20 protein-coding genes are annotated in these 22335 nt (G+C 34.5%); 9 read left to right on the forward strand and 11 right to left on the reverse strand.

From position 1 onward, the window contains the following. Window positions 1-142 precede the first annotated feature (142 nt). Window positions 143-376: a hypothetical protein gene (locus Q0845_RS05025; protein ID WP_298510110.1), complete on the forward strand. Its 234-nt coding sequence runs from the start codon at window positions 143-145 to the stop codon at window positions 374-376. A 7-nt stretch (window positions 377-383) separates the two neighbouring features. On the opposite strand, the gene Q0845_RS05030 is transcribed toward Q0845_RS05025, so the two are convergent. After that, window positions 384-980 carry a transferase hexapeptide repeat family protein gene (locus Q0845_RS05030; RefSeq protein WP_298510113.1) on the reverse strand — a complete coding sequence of 199 codons (597 nt, stop codon included), beginning with the start codon at window positions 978-980 and terminating at the stop codon, window positions 384-386. Between the two features lie 217 nt (window positions 981-1197). On the opposite strand from Q0845_RS05030, the gene Q0845_RS05035 reads away from it, so the two are divergent. Then, on the forward strand, window positions 1198-1488 hold the full coding sequence (locus tag Q0845_RS05035) for a hypothetical protein (protein ID WP_298510115.1): 291 nt from the start codon (window positions 1198-1200) through the stop codon (window positions 1486-1488). Window positions 1489-1723: 235 nt separating this feature from the next. Here Q0845_RS05035 and Q0845_RS05040 read toward each other — a convergent pair whose 3' ends face one another. Genes Q0845_RS05040 through Q0845_RS05050 form a run of 3 tightly spaced genes read right to left on the reverse strand, consistent with a single transcriptional unit; the run spans window position 1724 to window position 5591 of the window. Next, window positions 1724-4081, reverse strand: a complete 2358-nt coding sequence (locus Q0845_RS05040; protein WP_298510118.1) for a TonB-dependent siderophore receptor — start codon at window positions 4079-4081, stop codon at window positions 1724-1726. After that, window positions 4081-5016 carry a FecR family protein gene (locus Q0845_RS05045; protein WP_298510120.1) on the reverse strand — a complete coding sequence of 312 codons (936 nt, stop codon included), beginning with the start codon at window positions 5014-5016 and terminating at the stop codon, window positions 4081-4083. Before Q0845_RS05045 ends, Q0845_RS05040 begins: the two co-directional genes overlap by 1 nt. A 56-nt stretch (window positions 5017-5072) precedes the next feature. After that, window positions 5073-5591, reverse strand: a complete 519-nt coding sequence (locus Q0845_RS05050; protein ID WP_298510123.1) for an RNA polymerase sigma factor — start codon at window positions 5589-5591, stop codon at window positions 5073-5075. Window positions 5592-5818: 227 nt separating this feature from the next. On the opposite strand from Q0845_RS05050, the gene Q0845_RS05055 reads away from it, so the two are divergent. Next, window positions 5819-7393, forward strand: coding sequence for a 7TM domain-containing protein (locus tag Q0845_RS05055; protein WP_298510126.1), 1575 nt, complete (start codon window positions 5819-5821; stop codon window positions 7391-7393). Between the two features lie 231 nt (window positions 7394-7624). Then, window positions 7625-8491: a sugar-transfer associated ATP-grasp domain-containing protein gene (locus Q0845_RS05060; RefSeq protein ID WP_298510129.1), complete on the forward strand. Its 867-nt coding sequence runs from the start codon at window positions 7625-7627 to the stop codon at window positions 8489-8491. Window positions 8492-8511: 20 nt separating this feature from the next. Here the strand turns inward: Q0845_RS05060 and Q0845_RS05065 are convergent, their stop codons facing one another. Continuing rightward, on the reverse strand, window positions 8512-9699 hold the full coding sequence (locus Q0845_RS05065; RefSeq protein WP_298510131.1) for a hypothetical protein: 1188 nt from the start codon (window positions 9697-9699) through the stop codon (window positions 8512-8514). Window positions 9700-9877: 178 nt separating this feature from the next. On the opposite strand from Q0845_RS05065, the gene Q0845_RS05070 reads away from it, so the two are divergent. Together Q0845_RS05070 and Q0845_RS05075 are read left to right on the forward strand one after the other, a co-directional pair. After that, window positions 9878-10078, forward strand: coding sequence for a hypothetical protein (locus Q0845_RS05070; protein WP_298510134.1), 201 nt, complete (start codon window positions 9878-9880; stop codon window positions 10076-10078). Between the two features lie 165 nt (window positions 10079-10243). Next, window positions 10244-11374 (forward strand): hypothetical protein, encoded by a 1131-nt coding sequence (locus tag Q0845_RS05075; protein WP_298510136.1) that lies wholly within the window; start codon window positions 10244-10246, stop codon window positions 11372-11374. A gap of 408 nt (window positions 11375-11782) precedes the next feature. Here the strand turns inward: Q0845_RS05075 and Q0845_RS05080 are convergent, their stop codons facing one another. The 6 genes from Q0845_RS05080 to Q0845_RS05105 form a co-directional block, all read right to left on the reverse strand. Then, window positions 11783-12535, reverse strand: a complete 753-nt coding sequence (locus tag Q0845_RS05080; RefSeq protein WP_298510138.1) for an enoyl-CoA hydratase/isomerase family protein — start codon at window positions 12533-12535, stop codon at window positions 11783-11785. A gap of 103 nt (window positions 12536-12638) precedes the next feature. Further along, the gene (locus tag Q0845_RS05085; protein WP_298510142.1) at window positions 12639-12929 is read right to left on the reverse strand and encodes a GIY-YIG nuclease family protein; all 291 of its coding nucleotides are present in this window, start codon (window positions 12927-12929) and stop codon (window positions 12639-12641) included. Window positions 12930-13113: 184 nt separating this feature from the next. After that, window positions 13114-15606: a phenylacetic acid degradation bifunctional protein PaaZ gene (gene paaZ, locus Q0845_RS05090; protein WP_298510145.1), complete on the reverse strand. Its 2493-nt coding sequence runs from the start codon at window positions 15604-15606 to the stop codon at window positions 13114-13116. Between the two features lie 883 nt (window positions 15607-16489). After that, the gene (locus tag Q0845_RS05095) at window positions 16490-17230 is read right to left on the reverse strand and encodes a LytTR family DNA-binding domain-containing protein (RefSeq protein ID WP_298510148.1); all 741 of its coding nucleotides are present in this window, start codon (window positions 17228-17230) and stop codon (window positions 16490-16492) included. Beyond that, window positions 17224-18945 carry a tetratricopeptide repeat-containing sensor histidine kinase gene (locus tag Q0845_RS05100; RefSeq protein WP_298510150.1) on the reverse strand — a complete coding sequence of 574 codons (1722 nt, stop codon included), beginning with the start codon at window positions 18943-18945 and terminating at the stop codon, window positions 17224-17226. Before Q0845_RS05100 ends, Q0845_RS05095 begins: the two co-directional genes overlap by 7 nt. After that, complete coding sequence (locus Q0845_RS05105) at window positions 18935-19381, reverse strand: hypothetical protein (protein WP_298510152.1); 447 nt, start codon at window positions 19379-19381, stop codon at window positions 18935-18937. The genes Q0845_RS05100 and Q0845_RS05105 overlap by 11 nt, the downstream gene beginning before the upstream one ends. 326 nt (window positions 19382-19707) lie before the next feature. On the opposite strand from Q0845_RS05105, the gene Q0845_RS05110 reads away from it, so the two are divergent. The 3 genes from Q0845_RS05110 to Q0845_RS05120 all read left to right on the forward strand — a co-directional run bounded on the left by Q0845_RS05110 (window position 19708) and on the right by Q0845_RS05120 (window position 22103). Further along, complete coding sequence (locus tag Q0845_RS05110) at window positions 19708-19935, forward strand: hypothetical protein (RefSeq protein WP_298510155.1); 228 nt, start codon at window positions 19708-19710, stop codon at window positions 19933-19935. A 69-nt stretch (window positions 19936-20004) separates the two neighbouring features. Continuing rightward, a complete protein-coding gene (locus Q0845_RS05115; RefSeq protein WP_298510158.1) occupies window positions 20005-20889 on the forward strand; it encodes an FkbM family methyltransferase in 885 nt (294 codons plus the stop codon). 2 nt (window positions 20890-20891) lie between these two features. Continuing rightward, window positions 20892-22103, forward strand: coding sequence for a glycosyltransferase (locus Q0845_RS05120; protein WP_298510159.1), 1212 nt, complete (start codon window positions 20892-20894; stop codon window positions 22101-22103). Window positions 22104-22335: the final 232 nt, after the last annotated feature.

Genomic DNA, 22335 nt, shown 5'->3' on the forward strand with positions numbered 1-22335 from the left:
GTTATTACACTAAACATTTATGTTATATGTAACTTTATAAACTAATTACTGACATATACATATATAAACCATTTGCAGCGTGAATCTTACCTATGTATTTTTAGTTATTTTATTTCTAGTATATTTTTTCTACACTTTTAACGTGCAAAAAAAGATTACACTAAATATTGTCTTAACAAAAAGACAAAAGATTTTAAATTCAATACTGATTTGGTTGGTACCATTTGTTTGGTATTATCTCATTAAAGATTTGATTACAGATGAAATCGAAATAATGACAAAAGAAAAAAGAAATAAACTACGAACAAAACATGATCGAAATCCTCATTCAAATGGAAATGTAGGAACTTATTCTGGAGGAGATATGGGCTTTTAATTAAAGTTTATTTCCCCATAAAATCACGCAAGGTATCATAAAACGCTTCCTGTGTTGGACGTTCTTTGGGAACTTCACGTAACGGCTCGACTTCGCGTAAAGTTTCATGACAATCGGCTGGTAATTGTTGATATAATTGTGTGCCTTTGGTTTTCCAAGCTATCATTTCATCACTAACTTGTTTAATGACTTTTGCAGGATTTCCAACTACCAAACTACGTTTAGGAATGACAGTTTTTGCTTTGACAAACGCCATCGCACCAATGATACTTTCATCACCAATTTCGGCATCGTCCATAATTACAGTGTTCATTCCAACCAACACATTTCGACCAATATTGGCACCGTGAATGATAGCACCGTGACCAATATGTGCACTTTCTTTCAATACAATCGATTTTCCTGGAAACATATGCACGGTACAATTTTCTTGTACGTTTACGCCATCTTCCAAGATAATTTCTCCCCAATCGCCACGAATAGCTGCTCCAGGTCCTATATAACAATCTTTCCCAATAATTACATTTCCTGTTACGGCTGCTAATGGATGTACAAAACTACTTTCGTGTACAACGGGAATGTATCCTTTAAATTCGTAGATCATATTCATTTCCCGTGAAAGCGGGAACCTTTTTTGTTTGTAATCTCAACAAAGATACTGCATTTTCGATTTACGAGCGAGCGTCTGTTTTTTGAAACCTTTCTGCAAAATTCCAAAATAACATTTCATGCGTTAAAATGTTAAATTTCTACAAATCACGCAGGTTTCTGTAAGTTTTCATGTAAAAAATGCTACTACATTCCTATAAAACTGAAAAGCTATGAATCACACAACACCTTCGTGCATTATCCAAAAAGAAGATATTCCAACATTAAAATTTTCTAAAACAGAAATCTTACAAAGTCCAAGAAAAAGAAGTTTACGATCGTACTATTTAGATCGTGCTACAAAATTAGGAAACTTGTTAAAGAATAAAGTCACTATTTATTTTAAAGATCATACCGATCAATTAATGCAAGTAAACACAACTATTTGGGCTGTTACCACTGATTTTGTGGTTTTAAAACAAGGCATTACCATTCCGAAGAGAAGTATTTTATATATTGATTAGTAAGCGAGTTTTCACATCTGAAGCTTGCTATAATTTCTAAGTTGTTCTCGATACAATTTTCTCCATTTTATTCCGAAAATCACTCGAACTGACGTTTAGCACCTTAATACGTCATTACGAGGAAACATGACGAAGTAATCTGCCGATCGCATATAAGAGTTTGTATTTGAAACAAACAGATTGCCACGAATTTCCTCTAAATTCTCGCAATGACGTTTTAAAGAAGTTTCAACACCTAAAAATTCACGCGAAACACCATATTCAACGTTGTTCCCAAACCGATATCTGTTTGTTCTACCAATTGTTGCGTAGTATCGCCTTCAACTCTGTACAATTTATCAATCTCATTTTCTCTGTTGTATAGATTGATTACTGACACGCCAAATCGCGCTTTGATGTTTTTTTCTTTCTGTAGATAGAAATCATACAGCACACTTGCATCCAATCGATGATACGCTGGCAATCGCTTGTTATTTTGATCTTCATAAATGATTTCAACATCTGTATTGCCTTCATCATCTGTAAATTCTATAATGTCAGCAGCCTGTGTAAATGGTTTTCCCGTAGTATATTGCCATCCAAAAGCAAACTCGAAATTCTTGTAATTAAAGGTATTTGACAATGATAAAACATGTCGTTGGTCAAAGTTTCCAAAGAAAGTTCCTGCTTGTAAGTTTGGAAATCGGAAGTCGTTTTGACTTAGTGAATAGCCCAACCAAAAACTCGTTTTTTTAATTCTCTTTTTTACCAATACATCGACTCCGTACACAGTGCTATTTCCAGAAATATAATCTTCTGCAATTTGATTTGCCGTGCGAAAACCTCGTGTAAAAGAAGTAAGTCCTTTAATGCGTTTGTAATACCCTTCTACATCTAACTTCCAACCATTTTTTGCGAATTCAAATCCTGTGGTTATTTGTCGATTGGACAATATTGGAACATCTTCTTTGTCTGCCAAGGCCCAAATTTCATTGCTTAATCCTAATTCGTTAAATTCAAATGTCAACAACTGACTTATGGCTTGATTCCGTAATTCTGCGGAAGCTTTCACTTTCCAATAATCATCAAATGCATACTCGCCATACAAACGCGGTTCTAGATAAATATCTTGAAAGTCCGAAAAATAATTTCCGCGCAATCCAACTCTCAAAAACCAATGCGCATCCGCATATTTATATTCTGTAAATGCGCTGTGTACGGTTTGTTCACTGCGTACAATTTCATTTCCTGTAAAATCTTGTCCAGCTTCTATAATATCATAATTGACTTTATAGTCTGAAAACTCATATCCTACAGTAAATGTATGTGCTTTTTTGGGACGATAACTCACTTGTGCAATTCCTCCAAAATCATTGATGATATTTTCTTTGCGATATGATTCGTTATCGACTCCTGCAACAAAATCACGGAAGGTATTTTCCAATTCATATTTTGAATACTGAACTTTTAGGTCTGTTTCCCATGAATCACCATATTTTCCATTCCATTGAAAACTCAAGCCATTATTTTGAAGTTTTAATGCATCTGCTGAACCTTCTCGTTCCACATTTTCACTTGCGTGATTTAGACTGTTGTTGATCAATAATGTACTGACGCTAAGTTTATGGTCTTCATGCGGTTGATAAAGTATTTTTCCAAAGAAATCTGTGAAGTAAAATTTATTTTCAAGAATGTTCAATTCTTCTTCGACGCGAATGTTATTAATTTCTTCGATTTTGGTATGTTGAAATACACGATCACTGAGCGAATTGAAAGTAAACGAATCCCAAACATCGGTCAGCGATCTTCTTCCCGAGACAATAATTCCCAATGTATCTTTTATGATCGGAACTTTCACAAAAGCATCTGCATTAATGGTTGTTGTTCCAATACCACCCGAAAATTCATCTGGAACTTTTCCAAACGATTGCATGTCAATAATTCCAGCTACACGCGAACCATATTTGGTACTTGCGCCACTTTTAAATACATCAACACGTTCGGTAATGTGTGGATTGAACGGCGAAATCATTCCAAAAAAATGTCCACCGTGATACATGGTAATTCCATCAAACAATACCAAATTCTGATCGGGCGTTCCTCCGCGAATGTGCAATGCTGAAGCTGATTCCGTTGGACTCGAAATGCCTGGAATACGCTGTAAACTTTGTAAAATATCTGGTTCGGTTAATCCTGCCAAAATATTCAGCTTATTCGGTTGTAGCGTAATGGCTTTGTTTATTTTATTTTGATCAAATCCTGAAGTCACATATTCGGAAACAATCACCACTTCATCCAAACTATATTGACGAATAGCATCTTTTGCAACCGCAGCAGCTTCCGTAATTACAAAATTCTCCGCATCAATTTCAGTGATTTCTACTTGCTGTTTTGCTTCTATAACGGAGAGCATTTCTGACAATGTTGCCATTCCATTATAGGAAATAAAAATTCCTTGAAGCGTAGCTGTATTGTATGAAAAACGCACTTGAAAACGCTGTTCCAAATCGCGAATTACGTCTGAAAGTGGTTTTTCTTGATATCGTATATTTTGTTCTTGTGCATTCGCTAGGAATACAAACAGGCAAAAACAATACGCTAAAAGTTTTTTCATTAATGTGAACGAATTTCTACTGTTTTTCCTTCAGTAATAGTGTACGGAATTCCCATCGCAACAAATACTGTTCTTGCAGCTGATATAAGATTGTCATGTTTGAATCTTCCAGAAAAATAGATCTCTTTTAAATGCTCTTTCCCTGTGATTGTTATTCCATATTGACGCTCCATTTCCGCCACTACTTCTTTGATATTGACTTTATAAAAAGAACTTTCATTCAACAACCATTGTGGTTTTTCTTCATAAATATCATACTTTTCTAAGTTGCCTTTCTGCAATGAAATAGATTTTCCTTTGGTCAAAATAATAGTGTCACTATTTTTTAATTGCACTTTTACTTTCCCTTCATAACATTGTACAATATAAGTATCAACTCTCGAATTTACAGAAAATTGTGTTCCCAAAACCGTGACATCTCCTTGATTGGAAGTTACGGTAAACGTCTCTCCTTTTTTGACTTTAAAGAATGCTTCTCCTTCTAAATTAAGCTTTCGATTGCTTTCCCAATTGAACGCTGTAAATGTTACTTTAGAATCAGCATTGAGTTGTACTTCTGAATCATCTGGCAATTTAAATTCCGTTTGTTGTGCTACTTCCGTAGTGTAAATCGTTTCCTGAAACATAAACGTATAGCCCACAAAAAGTAGTACGCAAGCTGCAGCTGCGGCAAATATCCATCTTGGAACGAGTCGCTTTGCTTTTGTTGGTGTTTCTTCAATAATTTCCGCTTTGGATTCGTTTTGAATCTTTACTTGGAAAGCAGCATAATTTGCTTCCACATCAGGTTCAGAAAAAGAAGCCGTATCTAGCGTATCTAAAATCTTTGCATAATCAGCATAGTCTTCAGATTTCTGAAATTCTGCAAGTTCTGACTTGGTGAGTTCACCTGCCATCCAACGTGCTAAAAAGTTATCATCATAGTTCTGTTGCATATGCTATTTATTTTGGATTATATACGTATAACCGCTTTGTCGAAAAAAAACCTATGTTAGAGTTTATAATTTTTTATACTACTTCGTAATTGTATCAATGCGCGTTGCATCCTTGTTTCCACTGATTTGACTGAAATTCCTAGCATTTCCGCGATTTCTTTATACTTCTTTTTTTCGATTCTGTTGAGTAAAAAAACTTCGCGCTGTTTTTCAGAAAGTGCATTAATGGCAGCTGTTAATTGCTGTTGAAATTCCTTTTCTCGCAATACAAAATCGGGATCTTCAATTTCCACATTGCGCTGTTTAACTTGTTTGTATTTCAGCACTACTTTTTGATGTTCGTAAATATTGAAATACGCATTCTTTACAATGGTAAATAAATAGGAAACTGCTTTTTCGGGAGACACTTTTGCACAATTCTTCCAGAGTTTCACAAAAGCATCCTGCGTTAAATCGTCTGCCTGCGCTTCATCTTTACATTTGATATAAATGAAATTTCGAACCGTTGCGAATTGCTTCGTAAACACATTTTTAAAAATCTGTTCGTCACAAACGTTTGTAAAGAGTTCTGGCATTGATGTTTTTTCTGGATTTATGTTGTAAATATAGGATTTTTATAAAAATAGATACGTCATTGCGAAAGTTATGAAAAAACTTGTGGCAATCTGTTTCTTTAGTCACAGATTACTTCGTCATGCTTCCTCGTAATGACGTTTCACATGATTTATATTTTTTTCAAAACCAAACATAGGGTAAATTTCACAGTTCCTGTTTGTCTCGTAAATCCAATAATACAATCGTTATGAGCAGACCTAAAAGTTTAACAATCTCACTCGCAATTCTTTTTCTTTTTACGATTGGTTTGACTTGTTTTAAACTGAAACCAATTTCAAAATCGTACAATGAGTTTCTTCCAAAAGAAATATACAATGTGTCGTATGACTTCTATTTTAAAGGAAAAGATTCCATGTTTGTAAAATCGTATTTACCACAAGATAACGAGCGACAACGTATTTCAGAAACTCCACAAAAAGTAAAAAACAGTTCATTTTCTATTGTAAAAGAAGGTCAAAATCATCGTGGAATTTGGCGAACTACTCAAAAAAGAAACTTTCACACGGTACAATACGGTTTTACATTTAAAGGCAAAGCTTTAAAATATGTGATCGCTGATGATTTATCGAAAAAATTAAATCGTCATGTGGATACAAAATATCTGAAACCATCAAAATATATAGAAGTTTTTCATCCGAAGATTAATAAACTTGCGAATAAACTAACCGCAACTACGTATGATTTAAAGAGTAGCATTACGGCATTGTATACGTATGTCTACAAGATTCCTTCAGCTCCCATCAATCAGCGAACCAGCGCTTTGAATGCCCTAGAACAAAATTTGGCTTCTTGCAATGGAAAAGCACGATTGTTTGTGGCCATGTGTAGAAATCAAGGAATTCCTGCCCGCTTGAAAGGTGGATTGATCTTAGAAAATACACAGAAAAGAATTTCACATTTATGGGCAGAAGTCCACATTCAAGACAAATGGGTTCCGTTTGATGTATTGAATGGTCACTTTGCCTATTTGCCAGCGAATTATTTAGAGTTATACACAGGCGATCGCCCATTGATTACACACTCAAAAGATATTTTGTTTGATTATAGTTACACGATTGAAAAAATGGATCATGTACCGTTTATCAACTCAGATGCGTACACAAAATTACAGAGCAATCCATTTACATTGATCAAATTGTCGGAAAGTGGAATTATTCCTAAAAAAGTGCTTAGTTTTTTATTGCTATTGCCATTGGCTGGATTGTTGATTTCCTTATTGAAAAATGTCATCGGATTGAAAACGTACGGCATCTTTTTACCTGTGTTGATTGCGTATACGTTAAGCATGATCGGATTCATTTCGGGAATCTCGCTATTCTTATGTATTACAGGATTGATTGCACTGTTTTCTATTCCGCTAAATCGTTGGGGATTGTTATATACGCCAAAAATCGTTGTGTTATTGACCTTAACTGTACTTAGTATTTTAGTATTGATTTCGATCGGATTGTATTTTGAAATTTCTTGGTTGACGAAACTATCATTTTTCCCAATCATTGTGATTGTAATCATGTCCGAACGTTTTGCGCGTGCCATTGAAGAAGATGGTTATCAAAAAGCCGCAAGTACCATTGGACAAACCTTACTAGTAACTTCGTTTTGTTATTTAATTTTTGCCTCAAGCACCCTAAAAACCCTTGTATTAATTTTTCCCGAATTTATACTCGTAAGCTTGATGATTAATTTGTTTATCGGAAAATGGATTGGATTACGTGTGACGGAATATTTTCGTTTTAAACGGTTGATTTTCAATACCAATTGATATGAGATTCAGAGTACTTCTCGATACACACTCGAAGTGACGCTTGCTGCTCACCTAAAAAACCTACACGTCAGTTCAAGTGGCGAATCTGTGATTCGTTGTATCGAGAAATACTTTGAATTCAATATCATTCTGCACGAACATTGAGAGAAGTCGAAATGTGATGCGGAATCCAAATTCATAACTAAATAGATTCCTACCTCCACAGGAATGACAAAAAAAAACAAAATCATGCTCAAAAAACTCTTTAAAAAAAGTCTGGATAACAACTTTGAAGCCATGGGAATTAACGAACGAAATGTCTCGTTGATTTACCCAAACAATCAACGTAAGCATTACAAACTCGCGGATGATAAAGTACTCACCAAAAATATTTTGGAAACTTATGATATTCCATGTGCAAAAACCTATGCCGTGATTGAACGTATTGGCGATATTATTCCGAAGTGGAAAAGTATTCAGCAGTATAAAAAGATTGCCGTAAAACCTGCGAATGGAAGTGGCGGCGGCGGAATTCAAATTCTCACAAAAAAAGAAGATGGTTGGTATCGCAATGGTGAATTGTATCCTGAAGAATCTATTTTTATGCACATGGCAAATATCATTATGGGTTGTTTTTCGCTGGGTTCAGACGATCGTGTGTTGATAGAAGCTTGTATAGAACCACATCCGTTTTTTCATGAAATCTACCCAGAAGGTGTTCCCGATTTTCGCGTGATTTTACTTCACGGAAAACCTATTATTTCTATGCTTCGTATTCCAACCGACATTTCAGATGGAAAAGCCAATTTACACCAAGGCGGTTTGGGCATCGGAATTGACATGCAGAAAGGCGAATTGCTACAAGCACATGACGGACAAAACTATCATGATGTACATCCAGATAATGGCAACCAAATTAAAGGCAAAAAAATTCCATATTGGGAAGCGATTATAGAAATTTCTAAGAATACTGCTGCACATTTTCCGCTGCAGTATTTAGGCATTGACATTGTCATTGATAAAACCTTAGGTCCGTTGATTATGGAAATTAATGTACGTCCTGGATTGGGGATTCAGTTGGCTAATGGGGTTGGGATGAAGGTGGTTTTGAGTTAGTCTTGATAATATTAAACATACTATTTTTTGGAAATCTTTTTTTGCCTAGTATTGTCGAAATCAATATCTCCTATAATATTTTTGTTTCTCAAGTATTTTAAATGAACCAAAGGCTCTATTAAAAGGCTTCTTACTCTTTCTTCGTCCAAATAAGGGAAATCATGTTCAATATTCTTCAAAAGGCTCAGACGTTCTTTGATAAATTTATTTTCTAACACAAAATTTTCTAATCGTTTACGTTCATATTCTAATTCTTCATGTTCAATTGATTTTTTATTTTTTTCTTCATTATATTCCAGCTTCATACGTTGTTCAGACAAAAGCAGCTCATGTTGTTTTTGCATATATTCATTACTGAGCTCACTCTTCTTTTGCTCATTTCTATTTCTGTAATCCCTATCTTTTTTACGCTCATGCCTCTCATTTAAATATAAACGTAACTGCTCAAAAACATTCAACTTTCCTAAAAACTCCCAAAAACCAGGAGAGCTGATTGAAACACGATTCAAAAAAAGTCGATCAGCTGATGGTACAGATTTACTTACCAAATAACTATAATGATAAAATTCATTTTTTTCCCCATATTGACAATCAATCACATTAGTAATACGAATTAATTCTTTAGGAAAATATTCTAAGATGTAATATATATTGTATGCAAATTCAAACCAAAATAAGAACTCTTGAAAATCCTTAACGTCTGAAGATTTTTCAGTGTTAAAACTTATCCTCTTTTGCCCACCTGCTGATAAATATTCATCTAATTGTTTAAGCTTGAAATCACTCATATTTTGAGTAGCTTTAGGAGATACTATTTGACTTTTTTGGTTGTTTAATGGTAAATCAGGTCTAAGAAAATTTTCTGCAATTTTTAACAGAACTTCTTCTTTTCTTAATGGATCTTTGACATTCTCCAAAATCTCAATAACAGTACAAACTCTACTTTCATCTAACAACAAACTCTTCTTATCTTTTTCCACTAAATATCTTATATATAAATGGGCTATAACCAAAACTGCCCCAATAAATTCAAAACTTATAGTTAAAATAAGAATAGTTATAGACAAAGAAGCTAATACTTGAATTGAATAAAAAATAATAATAAGTCCTAAAAAATTAAATACAATTCCTATTACAACTAAATAAGGAAACCCTGAAGCCACTTTCATTAATATATCTTTTTTTACTTTATCTACTATATTACGCATAAGATATTTTTTTATTCTAAAGCTATAATAATCTTATTTAAGCTCAAAACAAAAAGTAAGATATTATTTTCTTTTTACAAAGCAAATTCATCATTTTAAACTTTCTCAAAAAAATCTCAACCCAAACACAGGGTAAAATCTTTTCTTCCTGTTAGTAGGGAAAACAAAGAGATAATTTATGACATTTCAAAAATCACCATTTCCGTATGTATTCCTGTTTATCGTGATGATGAGCATTACTATATATTTTAATTTTTCTGTAGATGCTTCGATTGAGCAACCCATTGTACACACGATTGAGAAACAAGAAACGAGTTCGTATCAAATTGCAACAGAAGAAGCAACAACTGATAGTCCAACTGTAGTTAGCAATTATTAGTACGGACTATATACTTAAGTTCACTCGGGCATTAGAGATTCCATAAAACGAGATTTTCATTCTAGTTTTTCGATTGCGATATGGGCATTGTCAATCCATGGAAAATAATGCTCGAAGTGACACAAGTTTATCCTAACAATACACAAGATTCTTAAAATTTATTATATGAAATTTCCTCGATTCCTTGTTGCAGTAATTGCTGTAACGTTTTCAAATACTATATACGGACAAGTTCAAGTCAGCACAGAAACGACAACCGGATTTGAATCCAATATTTTTAAAGCGCCAAATAGTTTGTTTTCAGAAGATACTGATGTACTAATGCAACGTGAAGCTTTGGTGACTGAAAGTCTGTACCAAGATGCGTTGTTTAAGTTTTCGTATCGATTTAAAGATCGAAACTACGATTTTAAATTTTCGATGAATCCAGAGTTTCGTTATTATTTTGATGCGCCAAACGCGAAACGATTGCTCCTAAATAGTCGTGCAAATTACACCATGAAACTAAAAAGACGTCTGGAATGGGAAAGTGATGTACATTTTAAATTACGAGATCAAAAAGGACAAGATTTAGATCAGAATGAATTGAATACAACCTTAGGATACCGTCAACTAAATGCTTTTAGCGGATTGAATTTTAGATGGTATAAAAATAATCGTTCGTTTGTACGCTTGGAGTATCGTTTTAAGGATTTTTACAATTCCAATACACGTTCGATTGCGTATCACAGATATGGAATTTCCACAGGTTTTCGTCATCTCGATTGGAAAGATGGTTTGTTGCATAGTGTCGGTATTGAAGCTGGTTTTTACCACAGATCGTATGATATTGTTTCGCGTGCTACTGGTCAGACTTCCGATCGAGTTTGGCAATATTTGAATGTCGCTTTATCGTATAAACTTCCGTTGAGTCAACACTGGAATCTAACCACAGGATTCGCTTACGAAAAACGTATGGATCGTACGAATGATGAGTTTGGATACAATCAATTTCGCTCATCGATCAAATTACAATACAAAGCAGAGAAATTGAATTTACGATTGACAAGCAGTTATAGCTTGCGAAAGTTTAATGAATTAGTTGCCGAAAACAGTGAAGAAAATGAAGTCGGATTGTTGAAATATGATTATTTGCGTTTGCGATTTTTAGGTTCGTATCAACTGAATAATAATTGGTCAATCATTGCAAACGGATATTTGATTGATAGAGCTTCAAACAATACAAATGTGAATACGACTGCTTTTCGAGCGTATAATTCGTATTATGCTGGTATTGGGATTCGATATACTTTTTGAGATTAGATTTGAGATTTTAGTAGTGAGTATTGAGAATGTTTCAAATGGAATGTTTCGTTCTTTGAGAAACTAAATATTATTGAATGACCTAGTCGTCAGTTCGAGTGGTTTTCGGAATAAAATGGAGAAAATTGTATCGAGAACAGCTTGGAAATTCAAAGCTGTTCTCGATACAATTTTTATTTCCGCTTTGCTCCATAAAAATCACTCGAACTGACGTTTTGTATATTTAAATCTTTGATACGTCATTGCGAGAATTTAGAAGAAATTCGTGGCAATCTGTTTATTTCATAAAAACATTTAACTTATGATTTCAACAGATTGCTTCGTCATGCTTCCTCGCAATGACGTATCAAAAAAACTCAATTCTCAATACTAGCATCTAATAACTATAAAATACTATAAAATCTATGCAAATCGCTTCAAGGTTTCTTTTGTAAAGTCAGAAAGGACTAGTCTTCCTGAGATTGCTGCACGTTCCGCTAATAAGTTATCCCAATCTTCCGTTCCTGCCCAAAATGCTTTTTTCATTTCTGCCATCGCTTCCGGATTGTACGTGCATAAATGGTTTGCAAACGCAGTAACTGCTTCGTCCAATTCTTCGTTTGAATCATAAACTTTCATATATAAACCTTTGCTTCTCGCCCATTCTGCATCGTAGAAACTGTTTGCATCAATGGCAATTTGTGACATTCCGCTTAAACCTAGTTTACGTTCTACGGCTGGTCCAACTACAAATGGTCCGATTCCAACATTGAGTTCGCTTAGTTTGATAGAAGCAAATTTTGATGCCATGCAATAGTCTACCGCAGAAGCCAATCCAACGCCGCCACCAACAGTTTTTCCTTGTACACGTCCGATGATGAATTTTGGACATTTACGCATTGCGTTGATCACGTTTGCAAATCCTGAAAAGAAGATTCTTCCTGTTTCTGCATCGTTGATGTTTATTAATTCTTTAAAGCTTGCTCCTGCACAAAAAGTTCTATCCCTTCCACTTTTTAGAACAATAACTTTGATGTTGTCATTCGTTCCTGCATCGGTAATCGTTTGTGCTAATTTGGCTAATATATCTCCTGGCAACGAGTTGTGTGCCGGATGAAAAAATTCGATGGTTGCTACACCGTTTTGTATGTCTTGTTTTACGTATGGATCGCTCATATTCATTTCCCACGAAAGTGGGAATCTTATTAATGGTTAGACTTTATTTTTTTGAGATTCCAGATTTCTTAACAAACCATCAGGAATCTTGTTTTTGTTAGTTCTATTTTATTTTATCTACTAAATCTTCCCAATTAGGATTATCTTTCTCAATCAGTTCAACCTTCCAATCACGATTCCATTTCTTCATACGTTTCTCTCTGAGAAGAGCCGCTTCTTTTTCTTTATGATTTTCGAAATACACCAACATATTCAAATTATATCGCGCTGAAAACGTAGTTGGATGCACTTTATTTTTATGTTGCCTGATTCTTCTTTTTAAATCTTTTGTGACTCCTATATACAATACACCTTTTGGCTTGTTTGTGATGATGTATACGGAGTATGTTTCCAATTTTTGATTTACTTTTTTTAGTTTTTCACTTTCGTGAGAATGTTTCTATTAATATTACTTTTTTGAGTAAATAACTTTTTGTTGCTATTTTTTAAGACTCCCGATTTCTCGGACATATTCTTTTAACTCCTACTTTTCTTAAATATAAAGACTCCCGATTTCTCGGGAGCTTTGAATAATTCGACTATAATAAGCCGAATTGTTCAAAGTGATGATTAAAATGCTTTGTATTCATCAAGCTCCACTCAAATTTGTCTAGATGTCCGAAGACTGCATTTTTCGTCGTTGCTTCAGGGTTTTCTTTGAAGTACAATTCAAATGCATCATACGCTTCTAGCAATTTGGTTTTGGCTTCCGCCAGATTTTCGTAACGTGCTTCCGTGATTAGATTTTCTAATAGTTTTGGCGCATCAAAGTTTCTTGGCATTTTATCGTGTGTGTATAAACTGTCTTGTACTTTTTCTAAATACTTTTCTGGTGTCTCTATTTCGAAATCTTGAATTTCCCCAGAAGCTACTTTCAACGTGTATTCTAAATGTTCTACCATTTGCTGTGCAGACATTTTCCCCCAAGCCGGTTTTGCGTCTTCTGTTAATTTCCCTAAGTAGTTTTGAATTGTCTTTTTGTTGATCGTTGCAAACGGATTTTTCTTTTGAACCATGGTCAAAATTGTCGCAATTGCCACTAATTCGTCTTCTTGATCGAATACCTCAACAAACCATTTTACGATTCCACTTGGCAATTCTTTTCCTCTCGAATCTCTGTCTACTTTTTCTTTACATGTCAGTCGTACATAAATGGTATCATTATGATAAATTGGACGTAAGAAACGACATTCTTCCAATCCGTAGTTTGCTGCAACTGGACCTTTGTTTGGATATACAAATAATCCCGCTGCTGCGGCAATGATAAAGTATCCATGAGCTGTACGTTTTTCAAAAATACTTCCGTCTAAAGAAGTGATGTCTGTATGCGCATAAAAATGATCCCAAGTTAAGTTTGCGAAGTTGATGATATCCGTATCTGTAACCGTGCGTTTGTGTGTTTTTAACGACATTCCCGCTTCGATATCTTCCCAGTGATATGCAAACGGATGCTTCTCCGTTTCTTTGTATTCGGCATTCGCCTGATAGATTCCTGTAACTTCCGTTAATGTGGTTGGTGAACCTTGAATGGCACAACGTTGCATATAATGTTTGATGCCTCGCATTCCGCCCATTTCTTCGCCTCCACCAGCACGTCCTGGACCTCCATGCACCAATAATGGTAATGGTGAACCGTGACCTGTACTTTGTTTTGCCATATCGCGATTCCCTACTAAGATACGTCCGTGATGTGAAGCCGCTCCAACTACATATTCTTTGGCTTTTTTATCGTCATTTGTAAAGATAGAAGATACTAAAGATCCTTTCCCCATTTGCGCCAATTCAATAGCTTCATCCATGTTTTTGTATGGCATGATCGTACTAACTGGTCCAAATGCTTCAATTTCGTGAACGTTTGTGTTTTTGAATGGATTGTTTTCTCTAAGTAGGATTGGACTTAGGAATGCTCCTTTTTCACCATCAGCTCCAACAGCATCGATCGTGTCTAAACTTCCGTATACGATATCGGCAGTTTTTGCTAGTTTTGACACTTGATCTTTTACAGATTGCACTTGTGCTTTGTTGATCAATGCGCCCATGCGTACTTCTTTCAATCTTGGATCTCCAATAGTGACTTTACTCAATTGTTTTCCTAAAGCAATTTGCACATCTTCCACTAAATTCTCTGGAACGATGATTCTTCGGATTGCCGTACATTTTTGACCTGTTTTTACGGTCATTTCTTTTCGAACTTCTTTGATGAATAGATCAAATTCTGGAGTTCCTGGCACAGCATCTTCTCCTAAGACAGAACAGTTTAAGGAATCGGCTTCCATTGTGAATGGTACAGCTTCTTGCGTGAGTCTTGGATGTGCTTTTAGGATGCGTCCTGTATGTGCAGAACCTGTAAAAGTTACTACATCTTGTGATTCTACTGTATCTAGAATTGATTTTGTCATTCCGCTTAACAATTGTATTGCACCTTCTGGTAAGATTCCAGAGTCTACAATGACTCTCACCACTGCTTCTGTTAGATATGCAGTTTGTGGCGCTGGCAAAACGACTGCTGCCATTCCTGCCATCCAATTCACGGCGCATTTTTCTAACATTCCCCATACTGGGAAGTTGAATGCGTTGATATGCACAGCTACTCCTCGTTTTGGAACTAAGATATGATGTGCCATAAAACGTCCGCCACGAGATAAATCGATTGGATCGCCTTCTACATGATAAGGTTGATTTGGAAAGAGTTTACGAAGTGATGCATTTGCGAATAGGTTTCCGAATCCACCTTCAATATCAATCCAGCTATCAACGCGCGTTGCTCCCGTTTTGTAACTGATATCGTAGAATTGTTCTTTTCGTTTGTTGAGATATAAAGCTAGTTTTTTGAGCATGTTTCCACGCTCTTGAAAGGTCATTTTTCGAAGTTTTTCGCCTCCTTTTGTTCTTCCATAATGTAATGCTGCTGGAATATCGAGTCCTTCTGTAGTTGCAAATCCGATAGTTTCTCCGGTTACGGCATCGAACATTGGTGAACCGTCTCCAGTTCCTTGCATCCATTGTCCGTTGATATAGCTTTGTAGAATCATGTTGTTGTGTTTTTGGCTTTTAGCTCTTGGCTACTTGGTGTTGGTTTTATATTTTATTGCTTACTCTGACGTTTGCTTTGTTTATTCGTTAATTTGTCTATTTGTTTTGCTCACTCTTATGTTTTTTACCACGAATTCACGAATTGGTTTTTGTTAATTTGTTTATTCGTTAATTTGGTAGCTCACTCTTAACTCATCACTTTTTAACTCTTAACTTTTGTCTGTTTGTTTTGCTTACTCTTATGTTTTTTTACCACGAATTCACGAATCGGTTTTTGTTGATTTGTTTGTTTATTAATTTGGTAACTCACTCTTAACTCATCACTTTTTAACTCTTAACTTTTGTCTGTTTGTTTTGCTTACTCTTATGCTTTTTACCACGAATTCACGAATCGGTTTTTGTTGATTTGTTTGTTTGTTAATTTGGTAGCTCACTCTTAATTCATCACTTTTTAACTCTTAACTTTTGTCTGTTTGCTTTGCTTACTCTGACGTTTGCTTTGTTGATTCGTTAATTTGGTAACTCACTCTTAACTCATCACTTTTTAACTCTTAACTTTTGTCTGTTTGTTTTTATGAGCACAAATTTTGTTCGCTTTTAGCTTTTAAAAAATGTCTTTTCTTGTTTAAAATTCAATTATTAATCACGAATTGTACTTTAAAAACTTCTCAATACTAATATCTGACTACTTGTCTCCCATTTCGTAGGAAGTTCTGCGTTAGCGATTGAGGTTTTGTGGAGCTCTTTTTGAGATTCCTGCCTACGCAGGAATGGCAACAAAGCGACTACCGAAAGCGCGACCGCCATTTTTCATGGTGGAAACGCCCAAATTATTTCAAACGTTTTCGCTTTTAGAACATTTTGTCAAATTTACTAAATTCTTTACTTAAGAATGTTGATATTTTTGAGCAAACTTGGTTTGAATCGTTCACTGATTGTGATTTTATCCTGACTTTTGAGTAAGACGAGGTTATCATTGAGAAATATGTCTTCTATTTGTTCAATATTGATGATGTATTTTCGGTGTGTTTGAATGAAATTTTCTGCTGGCAAGATGCTTTTCATTTTTTTGAGCGCGAGTTGTACCGTAAATTTTCCTTGCTCGCAATAGATGTAACTGTAATTGCCATCGACTTCGATGTAGTGAATGTCTTGAATGTATACTTTTTTGAGATAGTTTCCTTTTTTGATGAAGATGGAATTTTGATTGAGCACTGCGTTTTTTTCTTCTTCAAACGCATTAGGTTGTTCGTAATATTTACCAATAACGACTTCCAACATATAGAGAAATTCTAGTTCGTTAAACGGTTTGATGACGTAACTAAATGGCTTGGTGAGTTTGGCTTTTTCGAATACCTCTTTGCTTTTGGAAGATGTTAAAAATAGAAATGGAATGTCTTTTTCTAAGTTGTTGATTTCTTTAGCTAAGTCAATTCCGTTTTCGTTTTCGCCTAAGAATATATCAATAATGAGCGCATCAATTTTTGTGGTTTCGACTAAATGCAATGCTTTTTGAATCGTGCTTGCCAATATCACTTCATATCCATTTTCGGTAAGCGTATTCATGGTGATTTCGGCTTGCGAAATGTCATCTTCTACGACAAGAATTTTTAGATTTAGCATGATTTTAGTTTTAGTGTAAACGTAGTTCCAACCTCTTTTTGACTTTGAATTTCGAGTGTTCCTTGATTTTTATCAATCAAGGTTTTCGTTAGATATAATCCAAGACCTGTACTATTTTTGTTTTGTTGTGTTTGGAATTTGTTCTGCAAGATATTGTTTTTGATAGTGTCGTCCATTCCAATTCCTGTGTCCGCAACTTTTAACAATGTATAGTTTTCATTGAGTGTTTCTGCGCTTACCGTAATTTTTCCGCCTTCGTTGGTATATTTGAATGCATTGTCTAATAGATTTCGCAGTATGATTTTTAGCGATTCTCTGTCGACAGCAACTTTTACATTTTTAGGAATTTCCGTTTCTAATGTGATTTGTTTTGTTTTGACAAAGAGTTGATAATCATCCAAAATTGGTTGTAAAAGAATGAACGCAGGAATCGTTTCCATGCTGAAATGCAGTTGCTCTGATTGATCCAAAGACCAATTCAACACATTATCTAACATGAGATATACTTTATCCGTAATTGATTTGTTATTGATGACTAGTTGTTGTGTTTCTTGCAGATTTTTGCCTTCGATACTTTCGCCCAATTTTGCATTGTTTTTTTGAATGGCATTGACTGGTGAACGCAAATCGTGGGAAACTATGGAAAACAGTCTATTTTTTGTATCGTTAAGTTTTGCGAGATCTTTCTTTTGTTTGACTCTTTGTCGATAGAAATACGCACCAATTGCCAAGAATAATAACAACATCACTGAAGCGACAATGAATAGATTTCGTTGCCAGCTTTTACTTTTAAGTTCTGCTTCTTGGTATTTTTTATCTAATTGTAAGAGTTGTACTTCTTGCTGTTTTTCTTTGACTGCAAATTCTTTTTGTTGCTTTGCTAAACTCCACACTTTATCACGATTCCACAGTGAATCTTTCCATTGTTCGTATTCTTTTCGATACTGTAAGCTTTGCGCTAATTGTTTTTGATTTTCAGCAACTACAGCCATATTTAATGCTGCATTTTGCTTGAATTCAAAGTCATTTACTTTTTTTGAGAGTTTGTAAGCCTTTTGAAACATTGGAATGGCAAGATCGTCTTTGTATTGATCGTAATATACATTTGCCAAATCCATCAACGTTAAGCCCATTCCGAGTGAATCTTTGTCTTCAATTTGTAACTTATAGGTATCTTTTAGATATTTTTCGGCTAAATCGTGCTTTTGTGTATGTAAGTAACACAAGCCAATATTATGATAGATTTCTTTCTTATTGTAATCGTTCCCGGTATTTGCATAATAGACTTCCCATTTTTTATAGAACGTTAAAGCTTGTTCAAATTTATTTTGTTGCGTATAAATTCCTCCTAACTTTATATATTTCAAATACGCATAGGGAAACGCATCTGAAATTTTTAAGAAGTTTTGTTCTGCATCTTGCAATATTCCTTTTAGCACTAAAACTTGTGCTTTTATATAGAATGCACAATCTAATAGTTCATTATTCGATTTTTCTTTGTTAATGAATCGATCGCTATACAACAATGCAGAATCGAGTTTATTTTCAAAGAAAAATGTATGTGCCTTGTGAAATGTTTCTGGTGAATTATGTTTTTGACAAACAGTTTCAGGAAACTTTTTAAATACTTCTGAAAATTTCGCTTTCTGCGCATATCCAGAAATCACAAAGAATAAAAAATATAGTATTCGTATTTTTCTCAGTTTACTGACCACTACCTGTTCTTCTTACTGTAGTTACTGTTCCTCTTCTTGTTTTTGGATCATCTTTATCGTTGGTCACTGTATGTGTGTAAAAAACACAATCGATTTCTGCATCAGGCACATATAATGTTAGTTCGCAACTATATACATTAAAATACTCAGGAATTCCCTTAGGTTGATTGTATGTAACTTTTATCCATCTTGCAGGTAAATCGCCAACAGGAGTTTCTACTTTTATTATTCTATCAAACTCACTCGTATCTAATTTCATATTGGCACTTCCTTCAGGAATGCAAGCTTGTATAACCATTTTATAATTCCCAACAGCTTCTCCAATGTGTTCTAGTTCAAATACAGAGACTAATGGTGTTAGACAAAAAGAAGTGTCTGAAGCAGTTACAGTTTTATTATTAATTTGATTAAAAGTTGGTGTATTTAGAATTTTCATGATGTAAAACGATATGTTTGTTAGATGTTGAAAGATATGAAATATAAACAACTTCACTTTATCTTTTATTTGAGCGAATTCCCTTATAAATAGTGTGTTTTTTAGACTTATTTAATCTTGAAAATTAGGTTTCTGCGCTTATCAATCATTTTTCCGCACTCGTAATTATAAACTTCTCGCTTATACGTTTCTCGTCATTTTCTTGCTGAATTTTCAGGAGTTTTGAAGTATCAAAAAAATAGTTGTAGTCACTTATTTTTTTGTGAGGCGTTACCTGAAAAGCCTATTAATAATAGAGTAAGGAGAAAACTTAAAATTTTAAAATTATGGAAATCATTATTAAAAACGGAACAAAAGACACGATTTACTTTTCAACAGACACATTAGTAGGTTCAGGATCTCTTATTCCTGATCAGACTGCTAACCTAAAAGGATCAGGAAAAGTTGACTATGTTAATACCGTAGAACCAAATGAAAATACAGTTGGAGGAAACTTTGTTGCACAAGAAGGTGAGTTTTATACAATTCTTGGAGTAAAAGAAAGAAGAATATAAGTCTTTGATTTATAAAAAGAGAAGTGTAAAAGCTTCTCTTTTATTTTTTTAATCTAACAACACTTTATTTTGAAAACTACTGAATCCATTTTTTTAGAAATTCCGAATGTTTCCAAGCTGCAAATGCAGATTAAACCGCAAGAAGATTGGATTATTTCTGGTTATTTGAAACAACACAAGTTCTGGGAATATTACAACACCTGCATCATACATGAATTGCTACAAAAAGGCAATTGCTGTATTGACATTGGCGCCAACTTAGGCTATTTTTCTTTGATTGCTGCTGACAAAGTTGGCGAACATGGAACTGTGATTTCGTTTGAACCTGAAGCGTCTAATTATGAGTTGCTGACTGAAAATATTTATTGTAATAGTTTTCAAAATCGAATTCATGCACATGCGGTTGGAATTAGTTTTCAATATGAAGAACGCTTGTTGTTTATGTCTGATCATAATCATGGTGGACATCAGTTTGATTTTCCAACCTTAGATACGCAAACGGCGTCAGGTAGACTTTGCAAAAATGTTCGTTTGGATGATTTTATGCATGAAAATTATCCTGAACAAAAAGTCGATTTTATTAAAATGGACGTACAAGGGTACGAAACAAAAGCTTTACAGGGAATGATGAATGTGATTGAACAAAACAAAGATCATCTGGTGATGCTTATTGAATATTCGCCAACGTTATTACAAAATTTTGATGATGAACAATTGGGTTTAACTGCTTTTCATGAGTTTTTGGAAGCAAATTGCTCACAGATATATTTAGTGCATCAATATGTTGATGAAGCTAAAAACCCCATTATCTCCCCTATTTCCCTATCCCAAATTAAAGCACAAATTCCACCACTTGAAAAAGCAACGCAAACCAGCGGATTGGATGCTTGTTTGGATCTTTTACTACTCTTTTCTGAAGAAGGACATACTTCTTTTTTAAACAAATTATCTTAGTTATGAAGCAACAAAAACCACGCATATTGATATTAGGAGATGCAGTAGCAACTACTGGATTTGCAAAAGTTATTTACGAAATATTTTTTCCTTTAAAAGACGAATACGAGTTGTTTCAACTTGGCACAAACTATTTTGGTGATCCACATGAATGGCCTTGGAAAATTTTCCCTGCAAAAATAGGACAGTATAGCACAGGTGAGCAACGACTTGCCGATTTGGTTAAAAATATTAAACCCGATTTAGTGTTTATGTTACAAGATCCTTGGGTACAGATTAAATATCTGGCCATTATGAAGCATTTTCCACATATTCCAACAGTTGTGTATGCTTCTTTTAATTCTGGAAATATTGAAGCTTCATTACCAGCAAAATTACAATCAGCTAATCGTTTTGTGGTGTATACCGAATTTGCGAAAACTGCTTTGAAAGAAGCTATTTCAAATAATGACTCTATTAGTTTCCCCACTATTGAGGTAATTCCTCATGGAGTTGACTCAGTCACATTTTCACCTTTAGCATCAGATAGAACAATTGCAAAAAAAATAGCCAGAAAGCAATTGTATCCTGATGAAAATCATGCACTGCAAAACGGTTTTATTGTATTGAATGCCAATCGAAATCAGCCACGAAAGCGTATTGACACAACGATGGAAGGTTTTCATTTGTTTTCGAAAGATAAAAAAGACGAAGCTTTTTTACACTTACACATGGGATTGAAAGATATTGGTTGGGATATTAAAAACTTAGCCAAACGCTATCAGTTAGAAAATCAGTTAGTGTTTTCTACAGAAAGTCCAAATGCGCCTAGATTTACAGAAACGACTTTGAACACTATTTTTAACGCTGCCGATGTTGGTATAAATACAGCTTCTAGTGAAGGCTGGGGATTGTTGAGTTTTGAACAAGCTGCTGCTGGTTTGGCACAAGTTGTTCCAAATCATACAAGCGGAAAGGAATTATGGAGTAACACTGGATGCTTATTGGAACCTTCTATTACATTGGTAGATCCACACACAAATATTAACGAACATATTATTCGCCCAGAAACTGTTGCTGAATCTTTAGAAAAGTTATGGAATGATATGAATTATTTGAGAGATGTAGAAGAGAAATGTTATAACAACGCCATGCAATCTAAGTATGATTGGAAACGCATTTCGAAGCAGTGGAAAACGATTTTTGAGGAAGAGTTGATGGCAGTTGTGAGTTAGTTGCTTGGGTCTTGTTTTTTGTCGATTTGTTTGTTTGTTGATTTGTTTTGCTTACTCAGACACTTTTTTGTCACGAATTCACGAATGTTTTTATTTTATCGCTTACACTCTTGCTTGGGTCTTGGGTCTTGGGTCTTGGGTCTTAAGAAATATATTTTTTATTTAAAATTCAATTATTAATTACGAATTGTGCTTTAAAACTTCTCAATACTCAATACTAATATCTCAGTAC

This window comes from uncultured Kordia sp., from assembly GCF_947489565.1.
Classification (GTDB): domain Bacteria; phylum Bacteroidota; class Bacteroidia; order Flavobacteriales; family Flavobacteriaceae; genus Kordia.